Genomic DNA, 16,307 nt, shown 5'->3' with positions numbered 1-16,307 from the left:
GCCTCCCGCATTACTTTCGTGAAATTATTTCAAAGGACTGATCGCTGGAAAAGGCATCCGCGATACCCTCCGTCACAGAAATCGAACCGTCATCTGCAATCAGCACTGCGTCAAATTCATCCGCATGCTGCCGCCAGTATTCTGCTGCTTTATCTGCGCCCATGACAAACAACGCCGTTGAAAGGCCATCTGCAAGTGTGCCGTCGGCACTCACAATGGTAACGGAAGACAGTCCGCTGTCCGCAGGCTTGCCCGTGGACGGATCTATAATATGATGATACGTTGTTCCGTTCTGCTCAAAATACCGCTCATAGCCACCAGAGGTGATAACTGCACAGTCAGTCACCTCGAGCACACCGACAACATTCTCCGAATTTTCGGGGTCCTGAACACCGACGCGCCATTTATCGCCGTCCGGTTTTGTGCCGTGCACGTGCACATTTCCGCCGAGCGAAACCAGACCGCTCTGAACGCCGTATTCATCAAACAACTCCATAATGCGGCCGGAGGTATAGCCCTTTGCAATGCCGCCGAGATCAACTGCCTGTCCATCTCCCAGCGTGAGTGTGTTGCTGTCATCATCCCAGTCCAGCTGATCGCTTCCGGTGTGCTCCAACAGCGCCGCAATCGTACTGTCCGACGGAACCTGATAGGCTTCGTCCGTGAAGCCCCACGCCTGCATGAGCGGATAGACTGTGATATCAAATGCGCCGCCTGTTCCGCGATTGATTTCCAGCGCGCGGGACACCAGTTCTGCGGAATCCTCTGACAGCTGTGCTGTTCCTGCGGCATTGAGTCTCGAGATTTCACTGTCCGCCGAGCCGGTAGACAACAGTGCATCCAGCCGATCAATTTCCTGTTCGGCGGCATCCACTGCCTCCTGTCCATTTTCACCGTAGGCTGTGATGATCATATAGGTATCCATTGCAAAGATTTCCCTGCTCACAGGTTCTTCTGTATTTGTCTGCACGCTGCTCCCTGCGGCTTCTGCTGTATTTTCTGCTCCCGTGCCGCAGCCCGTGAGCAGCAGACAGACGGTAAGCGCGCCTGCAATCCAATCTTTTCTCATGCCATGCTCCCTTCTGTTTTCGGAAGGCGGTCAATCAGCCAGCCACCCAGCAGTCCGATAACCGCACCTGCCGCAATGCCGGACACCCACAATGCCAGCAGATACCATGCAACCGCGGTTGTCTGCATGACAAGCATGGCGACCACAATCTGTCCGACGTTGTGTGCCACGCCGCCCGCTATGCTGACTGTCAGCGGCTGAAATTTTCCGGTCTGCTTCAGCGCAATCATAACCGCCCCGGACATCAGGCCGCCGACCAGTGAATACCACAGGCTGACCGCCGTGCCGAACAGCATCGACGTCAGGATAATGCGCACAAAATTGATGGTGATTGCCGGCCGCGCACCCATACGGTACAGCGCTGCCAGCACCACGAGATTGGTCAATCCCAGCTTCATACCGGGCACGGCAAAAAATGCCGGAATCAGCGTTTCCAAATAGCTGAGCACCATGGCGAGTGCCGCCAGCATGCCATATTCAGCCAAACATTTGGTCTTTCTCATCGATTGCTCCCTTTCACAGTGTATTCAAGACGCCACAACATCCGGCGCCGCGCTTCCTTCTGCTTTTCCTTCGATGGCAACAACCACCTCATTGGGCAGACAGATAATACTTTCTCCCACATGCCGGATATGACCCTGATGCACGCACAGCTGATCCGGACAGCTCGCGTCCTCCAGCCAGACCTCTCTGTCCTGTATCACAAGTGCATTGACTCCGCTGCCTGCGCCCTCAATACAATATACCGTGTTTCGGTTCTGTGAAAACTCTGCAACCTTCTCTCCGGAGACACGTACGACAACCGTATCTCCGTCCGTTCGTCCCAGCGCGAGAGCGGAACCGAACAGCAGGCTTCCTGCCAAAAGGCCACAGATCAAAATGATATCCTGTTTTTTCAGCTCCACGTAAAATCCTCCCGCCAGACAGCGTGCCCCGGCCGGAAGACCCGGCCGAGGCATGCCGTTTGTATTACCTGTTGTTCGTTATTCGCCCTTGACTGCATTCTGCACTGCCTTCACAATCGCATTGGAGGAGCAGGTTGCAGTGGAAACGGCGTCGCACTCCACAGAAGAGAGCTCCGAGACACTTTTGCCGGTCAGCTGTGCGGCGATACCTGCCTTCGAGCCTCTGCCGTTCATTGCCTTGTTGAAATAGGTCAGATTTTCGTCATCAATTTTGCAGCCGGTGTTCAGCGCAATCGACTTCACAACATCGTTCTCCACAACGACGTCAATGGTAATATCATAGGCGTCAAAATCGTGGAATTCATCCGGCTCAGTGGTCGCAGTTCCGGTCAGCGTCTGCTCACCGCCCGGAACAGACAACGTAAAGCTCAGATTTTTGGTATAGCCCGTCGCCGTGACTTCGACGGAATAGGTCTTGCCTGCTTCAAAAATCGCCGTCTCACCTGACTTTGCTTCCAAGTTGATTGTACCGTCATCATTGATGATTTTGACGGAACGCTTTCCACTCGCATTATAGGAGGTTTCACCGACTGTGACGCTTGCGATATTGGCCAGATAATTGGAGAAATCATCCTCCGCAGCATCCTCGGCACGAATCAGTTGGATATTCTGCGCGTCATAAGCCGCTACAACCGCATCACTTGTCAGCACAAAGGACGTAGATACCGGTGCATAGACGCCGCTCTGGTCGGAAACCGTCAATGTATATTGACCGACAGTCGGAGTCCCCGTCCAGGAAACACTCTGACCATCGCAGGCAAAGCCTTCAACCGTTTCTCCCTTTGCATTGGTGACCACATACTGCTTGTCATAGTCCTCCGGGAAGTCTTCCATTGAGACAGCAGTGCGGCCACTATCTGCCGGTGCATTTTCAACGGCAAGCGTGCTGACAAACTTCTTTGCCACATAAGCATTGCAGTCAATGGTATACACACCCGCATCGGTATAATATGTCACCGACTGGATCGTGCTGCCCATCAGGCCGACATAGTGCTCCGAATTGAGCGTATTGCCGTGCGGCTCCGTGGTCTTGATGCCGGACGACCATGCGATTTCCGTTTTTCTCCAGATGTTCTCCTGATGGCGCATACCATAGGCGGTTGTCACGCCGTCCTTCTCCGCAGACAGGACGACACCATACACCTTGGCATTGTCAAATGCATCGGTGTCAATTTCTAACTGGTAATCGCCCCACGCGCTGTTGGTCGAAATCGAAACGCCAGCTTCCAACTTCTGCGCCTCGCACTCCGCCTTTCCAAATGTCAGCTTGTCTCCATCGACGGTCAGCGTCTTGTAAACAGCGGGCGCACTGTCGAGCATGGTGTAATAATAATCCGACTGTGCGCTCTGCGCCTGCGGCAGCTTCGCCAGATCACCTCTGCAAACCGCAACCGGATAGGTCACACCCTTGATATTGACACGCGACTCCCCGGCAACCCAGGTATCTGCATTGTAGTCGTTATAGGTACCTTCGTTCAGTTCACCCTCGCCATTCTTGATCGACTTGGCATTGGTTGCGGACGAAACGGCATCGACCGCATCCGTATTGTTGATTTCCGCCGCATAGAAATCCGCATACGGGATATTCATGCTGACATAGACCAATTCATCCGGATCTCCCATCAGGCACTTGTTCAGCATGACAATGGCCTCTGCGCGCGTCATGCTGTTGCCCGTCTGAATGGTCACACTGCCGTCGGCAGCCTGATAGCCCGCAATCAGACCTTCGCGCACGAGTGCACCGACATACGGTACCGCCCACTCCGGAACGTCTGCCGCATCCGCAAAGCCCTTCAAATCCGCACGTGTTCCGTTGCATTCCAGACCAAGCATATTGGCAACCATCGTAAAGCCCTCTGCACGTGTCAGATTTTTATTCGGCTCCATCGTAGTTGCAGTGGTACCCTTCATATATCCAGCCTTCAGCGCCGCACTCAGATCCGCATAAAACCAATCTTTTTCCGAAACATCTGTATATCGTGCGATATTCGCGCTGCCTTCGGTGTACTGCTTGACTTCATTCGCAATCGCAGAGAACTCTGCGCGGGTAATGGTGTTGTCCGGCTTGTAAATGCCGTCACCGTAGCCTGCCAGATAACCCTTGTTAATAAATGCCTGAAGCGTAGCTTCTGCCCAATGTCCGGTGATATCCGAATTCGCCGCCAACGCTGCACCGCTGCCGAGCAACATGCCGCCTGCGGTCACAATGCTGCACGCACGTACTGCAAATCTGTTATTCTTTTTCACGTTACTTTCCTTTCTGTCCGCGTGTGGTGTTGTTAGTATGAGCTAACTTTCTTTGAAAAAAGCAGTTGCGTGGAGCAAACTCTCCACGCAACTTTTCTTCTTATTTCTGACAGGTAAATTATAGCGCGTCTCTTGTTAGTTGTCAACAACTTTTTTCATCTTTCGGATACACGCCTCTGGCAGCTCTGTCAACAGAACACAGGCGGCCTGCTGTGCTTCCTGCGCGCTCAGAGGAAGTCCTGCACGGATCAGGCACGCTGCGAGGTTGTCCACACACTGCTCATACAGGCCCGCCGTCTGCCTGCCATATTCCGTTAGATGGACCTTGCCATACGGCTGCTGAATCACCAGCTCTTTGTCACGAAAAACAGCGACAATGCGCGCTGCTGACGCTTTTTTGACCTGTAGGATACTCGCAATTTCTGTCAGTCGAATATCATTCCCGGTCTTTGACAGCTCGTACATTGTCAATAAATAGCGCAGATGTGTACTTGTCAGTTCCATCTACCTGCCTCCTCCTGTCTCTCCGGCATATATGGTTGCCGAAAAAGCATATCTTATTAGCTTATGCTAACTAGTTTTCAGCATATCACACATCTAACGGGCTGTCAATCACTACCGGTAAAATTTTAAGCATTCACTAACTTCCGTGTCTCGTCCATCTCGGCGCAAGGGTACAAAAATCTACGCTCTGCATGCACAGAAGCGCAGACCATGTGTCCGATTCCATTATCCTGCAAAGCTGGATTCGTTCCGCAGTTCCTGCTCCGCGAACAGCTCATCGACTGCCTTGCGGTATGCCGCCAGCGTCTGCGCTTTTCGGATTTTTTTGGCGTATTTTTCGGGATGTTCAAACAGGCAGCTGAGATATACCCACAGCTCCTTCATCTTGAACAACACATTGCGCTGTCCGGATAAAACCTCCTGATATCGTTCCAGCAGCGCGTCATGGAAGCCATACAGGTGCTTTTTATCTGTCGGTGCATGTCCCTCTGCCTGCGCCGCAAGACCGGGATTGGACAGCAAACCGCGCCCAAGCATGACTGTCTCTACCGTGGGAAACCGTGCCGCAAAGCGGTAGATGTCTTCTGTCGTGAATAAATCACCGTTGTAACACACCGGCATGTTTGCGCCGTTTACAGCGCAGGCAAAGGCCTCCCAGTTGGGCTGGTTTCTATAAAAATCTGTCTGTACGCGCGGGTGGACAATCAGCTCAGAAACCGGGTACCGGTTAAACAGCTCCAGCAGTGCCGGGAATTCCTCTGGGCTGTCCTTGCCAATTCTGGTTTTAATGGAAATCCGAATGGAGCACTGCGAAAAAATTTCATCCAGAAAGCGTTCCAACCGTTCCATCTCCGCCAGAAGACCTGCACCCTTTTTCTTGGCGACAACAGTCCCGGATGGACAGCCGAGGTTCAAATTGACCTCCTCATAGCCGTATTCGCACAGCCGGTCTGCGACCGTTCCAAACGCGGCAGCATCATTGGTCAGAATCTGCGGTACCAGATGTATTCTGCTGTTATTCTGCGGCAGAATGTCATTGATTTCCCCTGACCGAAGCCCGCCGTCGCGATTCGGCCCCAAAAAAGGGGAAAAATAGGCATCGATCGCGCCAAAATGCTCCTGATAGGTGTTTCTGAATATATATCCGGTGATCCCTTCCAGCGGGGCAAAATAATATCTCATCGTCAAAATCCATCCTATATAATATGTATCCATCTGTTTTATTTGCCTTTCAGTATACGGTATCCGTACACAAAAATCAACGCCGACACCCAATGCGGTTCTTGTCGAAATTGCGGTTGACAACACCAGAATATATGCGGTATGATTTTCAGAGCAACAAAATTTGATAATTTTGACAATACAGGAGGACAACAATGGCAACACAGGCATTACGGCCGGATATCTGCGCCCGCGGCACGATGTTTTTCAGCGGCGCATGTGTCGCAAGCGGCGGCGTGCTGCTCACAATTTTACAGGATCGGTACGGATTTGATTATGAATTGGGCGGAACCCTTCTCGCAGCGCTCAGCGTCGGCAATCTGGTTTCTGCCTTTCTGACCGGCATGCTGCCCGCATATCTCGGTGACCGGCGCACGGTTCTCCTGCTCTCGGCAGGCTATATGCTCAGCTTTTGTCTGATGGCAGTTTCAGGCAATCCGCTCTGGCTGTTCGCCGCTTTCTTTCTGGCAGGCATCGGAAAGGGCAGCACACTCAACGCCAGCAACGTGCTCGCCGGAAAAGCCGTCGACCGCACGCGCTCTTTGAACCTCATTCACGCAGCATATGCCGTCGGCGCGCTGCTCTCCCCGCTGTTTATCGCCGCATTGAGTCGGATCAGCTGGAACGCGTCCATGTTTGGCTTTGCAGTCTGCGGCCTTCTGCTGTGGCTGCTATTTTCGCAGGCAGGGCTGTCCACCACCCGCCGGACATCCGGACAGGCAGACAGCGACTGGAGCTTTCTGCGCAGCACACGCTTCTGGATTCTGACTGCCCTGATTTTCTTCCAAAACTGCACAGAAATCAGCGTGACCGGCTGGATGGTCACCTATTTTAAGGATACCGGTATCCTGCCGCCCTTCTGGAGTCAGGGAACCATCACTGTGATCTGGCTGGCGACGCTGATCGGACGACTTGCCGTTGCATTTGTCCTGCCCATCCGCAGCCGCCCGCGCGCGCTGGCGCTCATGTCAGTCTGCTGTCTTATCACCTATGTCGGGCTGATGAACGCGCACCATTCTGTGGCAGCTCTGGCCTTTCTCGCACTGTTCGGACTGTCCATCGCAGGCATCAACCCGACGGCCGTCGCCTGTGTCGGCTCTGCCATGTCGGCGCGTGCCATGGGCATTCTTTTGCCTACTGCCGGAATTGGAGCAATCGTCATGCCGTATATCACGGGTGCAGTCGGTGCACGACTGGGTATCTCTGCCGGCATGATGGCAATCACCGCCGCTGTCGCGGGCATGCTTGTCAGCTCTCTCCTGCTCGTCCGACTGGAACACGCAAAAAAAGACCAATAACGTGTCAAGAGGCTCCCGAACAGCAATTCGAGAGCCTCTTTTTATCACAGAATATTCTGGTCAAAGATTGTTTTCATACAGCTGGCGAATTTTCTCCGCAGTCTGCTGGAGCTGCTGCGCACGAGTTCCGAAAATACGAACCGCGAGATCGCCCTGTGTCAGCGCGGTCACACCGCCTTCTGCCTCTGCCTGCTCCAGAATGTCCCAGATCGGCTCCTGAAGCTGTGTGCATGGGCCGGAGAGGAACAAATTCGCCATGTGCGTATAGCCCTCATACATACCCATGCCCTCCATTGGCATTTTGTCCGGCTCGTACCGCGTGTTGTCGCGGTAAATCAGTTCCTCCCCGCGCGTAATCCATACCTTTGATGAAAATCTGCGGTAGGCAAACCGTTCGTCATAGGCAGTTCTGCCGCAGGAAATGATATCCTGCAAAAAAAAGCGAGAAGAAACATCCGCAAGATGAATATCCATCTCGCTGTCAAAAGCGGACTGTGCAAACGGAATGACCGGCTGCGGCGCATAATACAGCACGGCGTCCGGCTCCACTTCAATGTGGATGTGCCGGGATGCCGAACCGCTGTCCATTTTATGGATTTTGTCAAATGACTGCGACAGTACCTCGAGATCGGCACCTGCGCCGACATGATATGCAAATTCCTGCGTATCGCCGCGCATGATACCCGCCGACGCGCACACCGGCATAATCTGTATGCCGCCATTTGCTTTGGGAAACGGCTTCATCAGCTTATATGGTGCGGTAAAGGACACATCGTCCAGAATTGTCCTGCCATCGCGGCATACCGCTGAAACCGAAAGCCGGGAGGTTTTTCCGAATTGATTGTCCATTTAGATTCCTTCCAGCAGGACGTTCTTCTTGATCCAGTCGACGACCTCGTCCACATGCTCGCCGCTGCGGATATTGGTGAACAGGAACGGGCGATCTCCTCGCATTTTTTTGGAGTCACGCTCCATCACCTCGAGGCTCGCGCCGACATACGGTGCAAGATCAATCTTATTGATAACCAGCAGATCGGAACGCGTAATACCCGGGCCGCCCTTGCGCGGGATTTTGTCACCCTCTGCGACGTCGATGACAAAAATGGTCGCATCGACCAGCTCCGGGCTGAAGGTTGCGGAGAGATTGTCACCGCCGCTCTCAATAAACAGCAGTTCAATATCCGGGAAGCGCTCCATCATATCATCGACCGCTTCCAGATTCATCGAAGCATCCTCACGGATTGCGGTGTGCGGACAGCCGCCGGTTTCGACGCCGATAATGCGCTCAATCGGCAGGACGCTGTTCTTCGCAAGGAATTCCGCGTCCTCCTTGGTATAGATATCGTTGGTAATGACACCGATGCTGTATTCTTCTGCCATGCGTCTGGACAGCGCTTCGATCAGCGCAGTTTTGCCCGAACCGACCGGCCCGGCGACACCAATTTTTACATAAGACATAATTGCTTACTCCATTTCTGTTTGTTATGACATATAGAGGCGGGAATACAGCTTTTCATGCTGAATGCCCCGCAGGTCAAAACCGGGCGCCGAGAGGCAGAGATCTTCCTCCGTCCATTCGCGGACGGAGGAGAGAATTTCCTGAAAGGAATTGTAACAGCTGCTCAGCAGTTTTTGTCCGGCGCTTTGACTGAGTGGGATGGTCTTGACACAGTTGGTGACCATAGCGGATGTCTGGGCATACAGGTAATGCGACAACGCATCATCCAGTCCGATCCCGAGTGCCGCACAGAAGACGCCGTAAATACAGCAGTGTGTCATCGGCTTCCTGCTGCGTGCGGCAAGATATTCGGAAAAAACCGCGCCGAGACCGTTGATCTCCAGCTTCTGTATCGTCTTCGCAAACCGGGAACCCATCTTGCGGGAAGCCTCCCGCTGCTCCATCGGCAAACGAGATGCTGCCAGCAGATCTTCCAGCCGCATCAGCCCGGCAAGATCTTCTGCCTGCGCGCGCTCATAGGCAAGGCGCACAGCGAGCAGATCGGTATATGCCAGATTCCAGCGCAGCTTGTGCGAGATATATTCCTCCGCTGTCGCTTCATCATGAACAATGCCCTTCTGGATATAAGTTTCCAGTCCCTGCGAATGCGAATAAGCACCAATCGGGAACAGTGCATCGTTGACCTGTAAAAGATAAAACTGTGTTTCGTTCATGTCCGCACCCATCAGTGATGGTGGTTGTTGATGGTCGATGACAGAGACTTGTCAAAATCGAACCGTACTGTTGTCTTTTCGACCGTCACACCGTGGATTTTGCCCAGCTTGTCCATCATCGGCTCATGATACGGGATGTAAAACGTAAAATCATCCTCGCCGCGGAACATCGTTGTATGCGTGTTTCCGACTTCGTAGCAGAGCTTCGCAATCTGGCGCGGATGATCCCGGCGTACCTCTGCCCGGATCGCCTCGCAGGGCGGGATGTTCACCACAACCACCGTATTGTCATCCACATAAATCACATCGTCCTGACGCAGGCCGCGCGTGAGCACGGAATCATCCATACGGATACCGACTTCATGACCCTTGTCTGTCGTCTTTCTGTGGATTTTCTTAAACGCCTCATGCCACTCGATATCGACGGTCTCCACCGTCTTGCCGACCGTATCAATATCGCGCAGCGTGCCAAAAACCTGTTCGCAAAGCATAACTCAATTCCTCATTTCGTGTTTGTTTTACCAGATCTGAAGCAGCATCATGACGCCCGGAATCCAGGCAGTGACAACGCCTTCAAAAACCTGGAGGCAGGGCGTAAACTTGCCCAGCTTCTTGCCCATGATGTCCTCGACAAAGGCAGTGCCCCAGAGGATGGCCCACAGCCACCAGATCACAGCCCAGCGCCAGTCCGGCACAATGCCGAGTGCCGCGCTGCCGGTGACGCCCTCAATGATGCCGAAAATGACGGCATTGACCGCGACAAACGTGGAAAACCACGCAAACGGGATCGGATTTGCCTTGCCGAGGAAATTGTTCACGGCGACAAACAGATAGGTGAAGCAGAACAGCAGTCCGGTGCCGGCGGCATAGTAGTTGCCCTGAACCAGATTGACAAAGTTGATGAACAGCGACAGGCCGCCGGTGAAGATATTCATCACGGCGGCGGACTTGCCGTCCACGTGATAAAGGTTGCACATACCGTTGTTAATCAGTACAATGCCAACGAATAACAGGCAAACGCCTAACATATTGGTTTCCTCCTGAATGCAGTAGAATTAGAACAGGCTGTACAGCTGTGTCAGCGGCAGCTTTTCTGCCGGCTTGGAGCTGATGGGTTCGCCGTCAACCGTGACCTCATAGGTCTCCGGATCAACGGTAAGCGCCGGCGTGCGGTCGTTGTAAACCATGTCCTTCTTGGTGATCTTGCGGCAGCCGGAAACCGGAACGACCGTCTTTTCCAGACCGTATGCGCCCTTGACATCCGCGTCCATGGCAGCCTTAGAGACAAAGGTCAGGCAGGACTCGAACTTTGCCTTGCCGTGCGCCGCAAACATCGGCTGATACAGCACCGGCTGGGTGGTCGGAATGGATGCATTCGCATCGCCCATCTTGGAGGCGAGGATCATGCCGCCCTTGATGATAATGTCCGGCTTTGCGCCGAAGAATGCCGGGTTCCACAGAACCAGATCGGCGAACTTGCCCGTCTCGACCGAACCGACATAGTCGGCAATGCCGTGGGTCAGCGCCGGGTTGATGGTATACTTTGCAATGTAACGCTTGACGCGGAAATTGTCGTTGCCGTGACCCTCGTCCTCCGGCAATGCACCGCGCTCGTCCTTCATCTTGCTGGCGGTCTGCCAGGTGCGGGTAATAACCTCGCCGACACGACCCATTGCCTGCGAGTCAGAGCTCATCATGCTGAAAATACCCATATCGTGCAGGACATCTTCCGCCGCAATGGTCTCCGGACGGATGCGGGAATCCGCAAACGCAATATCCTCCGGAATGTTTTTGTCCAGATGGTGGCAGACCATCAGCATGTCCATATGCTCGTCCAGCGTGTTGACAGTGAACGGCATGGTCGGGTTGGTGGAAGACGGGAGTACATTCGGTGCTGCTGCCGCGCGGATGATATCCGGCGCATGTCCGCCGCCTGCGCCCTCCGTGTGGTAGGTGTGAATGGTGCGTCCGGCAATCGCGTCCAGCGTATCCTCAACACAGCCGCCCTCGTTCAGGGTATCGGTGTGGATGGCAACCTGTACGTCGTATTCATCCGCGACGTTGAGGCAGTGGTCGATAACAGCCGGGGTTGCGCCCCAGTCCTCATGAATCTTCAGACCCATCGCGCCCGCCTTGACCTGTTCAATCAGCGGCTGTTCATCAGAGCAGTTGCCCTTACCGAGGAAGCCGAGGTTCATCGGGTATTCCTCCGCCGCCTTGAGCATCATCTTGATGTTCCACGGACCCGGAGTACAGGTGGTTGCATTCGTGCCGTCCGCCGGACCGGTGCCGCCGCCGATCATCGTGGTGACACCGCTGTACAGTGCACAGTCAATCTGCTGCGGGCTGATGAAATGGATGTGGGTATCAATGCCGCCCGCGGTGACCAGCATGCCCTCGCCCGCGAGTGCCTCGGTGGACGCGCCGACCGTCATGCCCGGCGTGACGCCGTCCATCGTATCCGGGTTGCCCGCCTTGCCGATGCCCGCAATCTTACCGTCCTTGATGCCAATATCCGCCTTAATAATGCCGGTGGAATCGACAATCAGTGCATTGGTGATGACGAGATCAAGGTCGCCGTCCATGCTGCGGGTTTTGACCGACTGACCCATGCCGTCACGCAGCGTCTTGCCGCCACCGAACTTGGCTTCGTCGCCGTAGGTGGTGTAATCCTTCTCGACCTCAATGACCAGGCTGGTATCCGCCAGACGGACCTTGTCGCCGACCGTGGGGCCGTACATTGCAGCATACTTGCTGCCAGAAATCGAAATGCTCATGATTGTCCCTCCTTACAGAAATCCCTTGCGCTTGGCATTTTCCAGCGAAGCCGCCTTGGTTGCATCGGTTGCCTGTGCGCAGGTCAGGTCATTCAGGCCAAACACACGCTTACGGCCGCCCATCTCGGTAAGCTGGACTTCCTTTTCCTCGCCCGGCTCAAAGCGGACAGCTGTACCGGAGGGAATATCCAGATGGTAGCCATATGCCGCATCGCGGTCAAAGGACAGGCACTTATTTGCCTCAAAGAAATGGAAATGCGAGCCGACCTGAACCGGACGGTCGCCCTTATTTGCAACAACGATGGTAACAGTCTTTTTGCCTTCATTCAGAACGATATCGCGATCTGCGGGCATGATTTCGCCGATTTTCATGTTCCTGCCTCCTCACTGAATCGGGTTGTGGACGGTGACCAGCTTGGTGCCGTCCGGGAAGGTGGCTTCTACCTGAACCTCACCGATCATATCGGCTACACCGTCCATAACATCCTCTTTGGTCAAGATTTTGGTGCCGAGCTGCATCAGCTCAACAACTGTCTTTCCGTCTCTGGCAAGCTCCAGCAGCTCCGAGCTGATATACGCCAGCGCTTCGACATAGTTCAGCTTCAGGCCGCGCTCCTTGCGCTCCTTTGCAAGATTGCCTGCCATGTGCAGCATCAGCTTTTCCTGCTCCTTTGGATTCAGACGCATAATATTGCTCCTCTCTGTCCGAGTAAATAAAAAATCGCAGTCAGCAGAGCATGCAAACAACTCTGTAGACTGCGCATAAAAAAAGACAGACTGGGAGAGTCATTTTGTGCGACTCCGTTGTCTGCCTCTGTATACATCCCTACGTAGGGGATGATTTATTTCGACAACAGTATACAAAACTGTTCCCGAATTGTCAAGCAAAATCTGGAAACAATCCAAAAACCATTCTCGAAATCATTTCATAAACTGATCGATGGCGCGCTCCAGATCGCGGATAGCCTGCTCGTCGCCCTGCTCGACAGCATCGACAATGCAATGCTCGATGTGATCCTTGAGAATCACCTTGCCCGTGTTGGTCAGCGCGGCGCGCACCGCCGCGAGCTGAATGAGCACCTCCGGGCAGTCGCGCCCATCCTCCACCATTTTTTTGACGGATTCCAGATGTCCGATTGCACGTGACAGCCGATTGATAACAGCTTTGGTGTTGGCATGCGTATGCCCGTGTTCCTGTGATGCGCCGTGCTCATGTGGGATTCCGGCAGCATGCAGACGTTCATGCTCGTGTTGATCCATAGAGAACTCCCCTTTCTGTACGGAACAGTATAGCATGAAATCCGCGATTCTGACAAGCCAAAATTGCCCCGTTCTGCCAGTCTCTGGTTGAACCAAAAGAAAAAAACAACCCCCTTGGGGGCTTGCGCAGACAATTTCCTGTGGTAAAGTGAGGAATATAAAATTGCAAGTCTAAATCTCAAATTATTCACAAGGAGGATTTTATCATGCATATGGCTGACGCACTGGTAACGCCCGCAGTAGCCGGAACAATGTATTTCTGTTCCGCCGCCGCAGCGGGCTATTCCATCAAAAAAGTCCGTATGGAAAGCGATTCCAGAAAAATTCCGTTGATGGGTGTCATGGGTGCATTCGTATTTGCGGCGCAGATGATTAACTTTACCATCCCCGGCACAGGATCGAGCGGACATCTGTGCGGCGGCATGCTGCTGTCCGCGCTATTGGGACCATATGCCGGCTTTCTGACGATGATTGGCGTGCTGCTCATCCAGTGCCTGTTGTTCGCAGACGGCGGTCTGCTCGCACTCGGCTGCAACATCTGGAATATGGCATTTTACGGCTGTTTCCTCGGTGCCCTGTTCATCTGGAAGCCAATGATGAAAACCGGTATGTCGAAGAAAAAAATTATCGCGGCCTCAATCCTCGGCTGTATGCTGACACTCCAGTGCGGTGCGTTCAGCGTCACGCTGGAAACACTCGCCTCCGGGGTAACGGAACTCCCGTTCGCTGCCTTTTTCGCTGTCATGCAGCCGATTCACCTTGCCATCGGCCTGGTGGAAGGCCTGATTACAGCGGCAGTGCTTCTGTTCGTCTATGAAGCACGCCCGGAACTCCTGTTTTGCCATAAATATGCCAAACAGGCAGAAGGGCGTTGTTCCTTCCGCAAGACGCTGGCAATCCTCGCCGCAGCCGCAGCTGTAATCGGCGGCGGACTGTCCTATTTCGCTTCCTCCAATCCGGACGGTCTGGAATGGTCCATTGCCAGGCTGACCGGCTCGACCGAACTCACCTCCTCCGGCGGCGTCTATGAAGCAGCAGGCGCAATTCAGCAGGCAACCGCACTTTTGCCGGATTATGCGTTTAAAAGCTCGGAATCCGCACTCGGAACGGCCTGTTCCGGTCTGATCGGCGGTATTGTTGTCATTGTCCTGTGCACACTTGTCTGCTGTGTGTTCAAATTCTTCCGGAAGAAAAAATCGGCATGAGCAGAGCAGAAAATGCAGTCCGTGAAATCCATCGCATGGACTGCGCCGCATCTCAGGATCAGTGGGCAAACCGCCTTCACCCACTGGTCAAATTTCTCCTGACCGTGTATTATATTGCGCTGACTGTTTCATTTTCCAAATATGATGTGATTGGTATATGCGGTATGGTGATATATCCTCTCGTTATGTTTCTGCTGTCTGAGCTTTCGTTTTCCGACTGCCTGCGGCGGTTGAAGCTCGTCCTGCCGCTGGTCTGCGTCGTCGGAATCCTGAACCCGTTTCTGGATCATACAACAATTGAACTCGGCGGCATTGAGATGAGCGCAGGCGTGTTGTCCATGCTGACACTGATTTGTAAGGGCGTATTCAGTTTACTCGCCTCGTATCTGCTGATTGCGACCACATCCATCGATCAGCTCTGCTATGCATTCCGTCTGTTGCATATGCCCAAAATCCTGATGACTCAGATTCTTCTGACCTATCGTTATATCACGGTATTGCTCGAAGAGGTCAGCCGCATGATGCAGGCATATGCACTGCGTGCGCCCAATCAAAAGGGCATTCATATCACCGCCTGGGGCTCATTGACGGGACAGCTTTTGCTGCGCAGCGTTGACCGTGCAAATGTTGTCTATGAAAGCATGGTACTGCGCGGCTATCGCGGCAGCTTTGCATACATCGGCGAAAAAACGCGCCTGCGCGCGCAGGACATCGCATTCTTTGCAGTCTGGCTGACGGTGCTGACACTGTTCCGCAAATATCCGGTTTTCATCTTAATCGGCAACCTGACAGGAGGTCTGTTTACATGAATCAGCCACAAATCGAGGTGGAAAACCTCTCTTTTGCATATGAAGACAGCCGACAGATTCTGCACGATATCACGTTTCACGCATCCGGGTCAGAAGCGATTGGATTGGTCGGCGCAAACGGTGTGGGAAAATCGACGCTGCTCAAGCTGCTGGTCGGGCTGAACCTTGCCTTTTCCGGCAGCATCCATGTCAACGGACTGCCTGTGGAAAAAAAGACGCTTCCACAGATCCGGGAGAAAACCGGCTATGTCTTTCAGGACTCGGACAGCCAGTTATTCCTGTCAACAGCATATGAGGATATTGCCTTTGCCCCGCGCAACTACGGTTTTTCTGAAGCAGAAGTGGATGCGCGCGTACACCACGCGCTGGAACTGATTGGCATTGACCATCTGCGCGATAAACAGATTTATAAAATGTCCGGCGGCGAAAAGAAGATGGTTTCTATCGCCACAATTCTCTCCATGACGCCGGATATCATCCTCATGGACGAGCCGTCGATTGCGCTCGACCCGCGCAACCGCAGGCAGCTGATTCATATTCTGAACGACCTTCCGGGTCTGAAGCTCATCGCCTCCCACGATCTGGATATGATCCTCGACACGTGCGAACGCACTATTTTGATGGCGAACGGAACCATTGTGCGTGACGGCCCGACAGCAGATATCCTGACTGACCGGGAATTACTCGAGGCCAACGGACTGGAGCTTCCACTCAGCTATATGCGGCATCCGCTATGACGCAATTACAGCGTAATCCGTCGAATTGTATTGCAAATCAGCC

At 53.6% G+C, this 16,307-nt stretch carries 19 protein-coding genes; 4 read left to right on the top strand and 15 right to left on the bottom strand.

The genetic code is table 11. The features are described 5' to 3' along the window. Positions 1-10 precede the first annotated feature (10 nt). From ACLM7Z_RS09870 to ACLM7Z_RS09845, 6 genes are all read right to left on the bottom strand, one after another. Positions 11-1,069, bottom strand: coding sequence for an FAD:protein FMN transferase (locus tag ACLM7Z_RS09870; RefSeq protein WP_435644964.1), 1,059 nt, complete (start codon positions 1,067-1,069; stop codon positions 11-13). After that, positions 1,066-1,572, bottom strand: coding sequence for a Gx transporter family protein (locus ACLM7Z_RS09865; RefSeq protein WP_273349132.1), 507 nt, complete (start codon positions 1,570-1,572; stop codon positions 1,066-1,068). The genes ACLM7Z_RS09870 and ACLM7Z_RS09865 overlap by 4 nt, the downstream gene beginning before the upstream one ends. Before the next feature lie 24 nt (positions 1,573-1,596). Beyond that, positions 1,597-1,974, bottom strand: coding sequence for a NusG domain II-containing protein (locus tag ACLM7Z_RS09860; protein ID WP_165761119.1), 378 nt, complete (start codon positions 1,972-1,974; stop codon positions 1,597-1,599). 78 nt (positions 1,975-2,052) lie between these two features. Next, positions 2,053-4,281 (bottom strand): S-layer homology domain-containing protein, encoded by a 2,229-nt coding sequence (locus ACLM7Z_RS09855; RefSeq protein ID WP_273349134.1) that lies wholly within the window; start codon positions 4,279-4,281, stop codon positions 2,053-2,055. A 135-nt stretch (positions 4,282-4,416) separates the two neighbouring features. Next, positions 4,417-4,785, bottom strand: a complete 369-nt coding sequence (locus ACLM7Z_RS09850; RefSeq protein WP_087020425.1) for a metal-dependent transcriptional regulator — start codon at positions 4,783-4,785, stop codon at positions 4,417-4,419. Positions 4,786-5,010: 225 nt separating this feature from the next. Continuing rightward, positions 5,011-5,967 carry a tRNA-dihydrouridine synthase family protein gene (locus ACLM7Z_RS09845; RefSeq protein ID WP_273349135.1) on the bottom strand — a complete coding sequence of 319 codons (957 nt, stop codon included), beginning with the start codon at positions 5,965-5,967 and terminating at the stop codon, positions 5,011-5,013. Positions 5,968-6,161: 194 nt separating this feature from the next. Between ACLM7Z_RS09845 and ACLM7Z_RS09840 the strand changes: the two genes are divergently transcribed. Then, complete coding sequence (locus ACLM7Z_RS09840) at positions 6,162-7,304, top strand: MFS transporter (RefSeq protein WP_435644963.1); 1,143 nt, start codon at positions 6,162-6,164, stop codon at positions 7,302-7,304. Positions 7,305-7,364: 60 nt separating this feature from the next. On the opposite strand, the gene ACLM7Z_RS09835 is transcribed toward ACLM7Z_RS09840, so the two are convergent. The 9 genes from ACLM7Z_RS09835 to ACLM7Z_RS09795 all read right to left on the bottom strand — a co-directional run bounded on the left by ACLM7Z_RS09835 (position 7,365) and on the right by ACLM7Z_RS09795 (position 13,513). Next, entirely contained in the window at positions 7,365-8,153 is a 789-nt protein-coding gene (locus ACLM7Z_RS09835) for an urease accessory protein UreD (RefSeq protein ID WP_273350338.1), read from the bottom strand. Next, positions 8,154-8,762: an urease accessory protein UreG gene (ureG, locus tag ACLM7Z_RS09830; RefSeq protein WP_087020413.1), complete on the bottom strand. Its 609-nt coding sequence runs from the start codon at positions 8,760-8,762 to the stop codon at positions 8,154-8,156. A 24-nt stretch (positions 8,763-8,786) separates the two neighbouring features. Continuing rightward, entirely contained in the window at positions 8,787-9,476 is a 690-nt protein-coding gene (locus ACLM7Z_RS09825) for an urease accessory protein UreF (RefSeq protein ID WP_087020410.1), read from the bottom strand. 11 nt (positions 9,477-9,487) lie between these two features. Beyond that, positions 9,488-9,967, bottom strand: coding sequence for an urease accessory protein UreE (locus ACLM7Z_RS09820; RefSeq protein ID WP_087020407.1), 480 nt, complete (start codon positions 9,965-9,967; stop codon positions 9,488-9,490). Positions 9,968-9,994: 27 nt separating this feature from the next. Next, positions 9,995-10,504 (bottom strand): AmiS/UreI family transporter, encoded by a 510-nt coding sequence (locus ACLM7Z_RS09815; protein WP_087020405.1) that lies wholly within the window; start codon positions 10,502-10,504, stop codon positions 9,995-9,997. Positions 10,505-10,531: 27 nt separating this feature from the next. After that, on the bottom strand, positions 10,532-12,253 hold the full coding sequence (gene ureC / locus ACLM7Z_RS09810; protein WP_087020401.1) for an urease subunit alpha: 1,722 nt from the start codon (positions 12,251-12,253) through the stop codon (positions 10,532-10,534). Positions 12,254-12,265: 12 nt separating this feature from the next. After that, positions 12,266-12,625: an urease subunit beta gene (ureB, locus tag ACLM7Z_RS09805; protein ID WP_087020398.1), complete on the bottom strand. Its 360-nt coding sequence runs from the start codon at positions 12,623-12,625 to the stop codon at positions 12,266-12,268. A 12-nt stretch (positions 12,626-12,637) separates the two neighbouring features. Further along, entirely contained in the window at positions 12,638-12,940 is a 303-nt protein-coding gene (ureA, locus tag ACLM7Z_RS09800) for an urease subunit gamma (protein ID WP_087020395.1), read from the bottom strand. A 234-nt stretch (positions 12,941-13,174) separates the two neighbouring features. After that, on the bottom strand, positions 13,175-13,513 hold the full coding sequence (locus tag ACLM7Z_RS09795; protein ID WP_087020392.1) for a metal-sensing transcriptional repressor: 339 nt from the start codon (positions 13,511-13,513) through the stop codon (positions 13,175-13,177). A 206-nt stretch (positions 13,514-13,719) separates the two neighbouring features. On the opposite strand from ACLM7Z_RS09795, the gene ACLM7Z_RS09790 reads away from it, so the two are divergent. From ACLM7Z_RS09790 to ACLM7Z_RS09780, 3 genes are read left to right on the top strand one after another with little or no spacing between them, the layout of a single operon-like run. Further along, the gene (locus tag ACLM7Z_RS09790; protein WP_087020389.1) at positions 13,720-14,718 is read left to right on the top strand and encodes an energy-coupling factor ABC transporter permease; all 999 of its coding nucleotides are present in this window, start codon (positions 13,720-13,722) and stop codon (positions 14,716-14,718) included. After that, a complete protein-coding gene (gene cbiQ / locus ACLM7Z_RS09785) occupies positions 14,715-15,527 on the top strand; it encodes a cobalt ECF transporter T component CbiQ (RefSeq protein WP_273350341.1) in 813 nt (270 codons plus the stop codon). Before ACLM7Z_RS09790 ends, cbiQ begins: the two co-directional genes overlap by 4 nt. Beyond that, on the top strand, positions 15,524-16,264 hold the full coding sequence (locus ACLM7Z_RS09780) for an energy-coupling factor ABC transporter ATP-binding protein (RefSeq protein WP_087020382.1): 741 nt from the start codon (positions 15,524-15,526) through the stop codon (positions 16,262-16,264). Before cbiQ ends, ACLM7Z_RS09780 begins: the two co-directional genes overlap by 4 nt. Positions 16,265-16,307: the final 43 nt, after the last annotated feature.

The organism is Butyricicoccus porcorum, from assembly GCF_051246315.1.
Classification (GTDB): domain Bacteria; phylum Bacillota; class Clostridia; order Oscillospirales; family Butyricicoccaceae; genus Butyricicoccus_A; species Butyricicoccus_A porcorum.
This window is presented reverse-complemented; position numbering and strand designations above follow the sequence as displayed.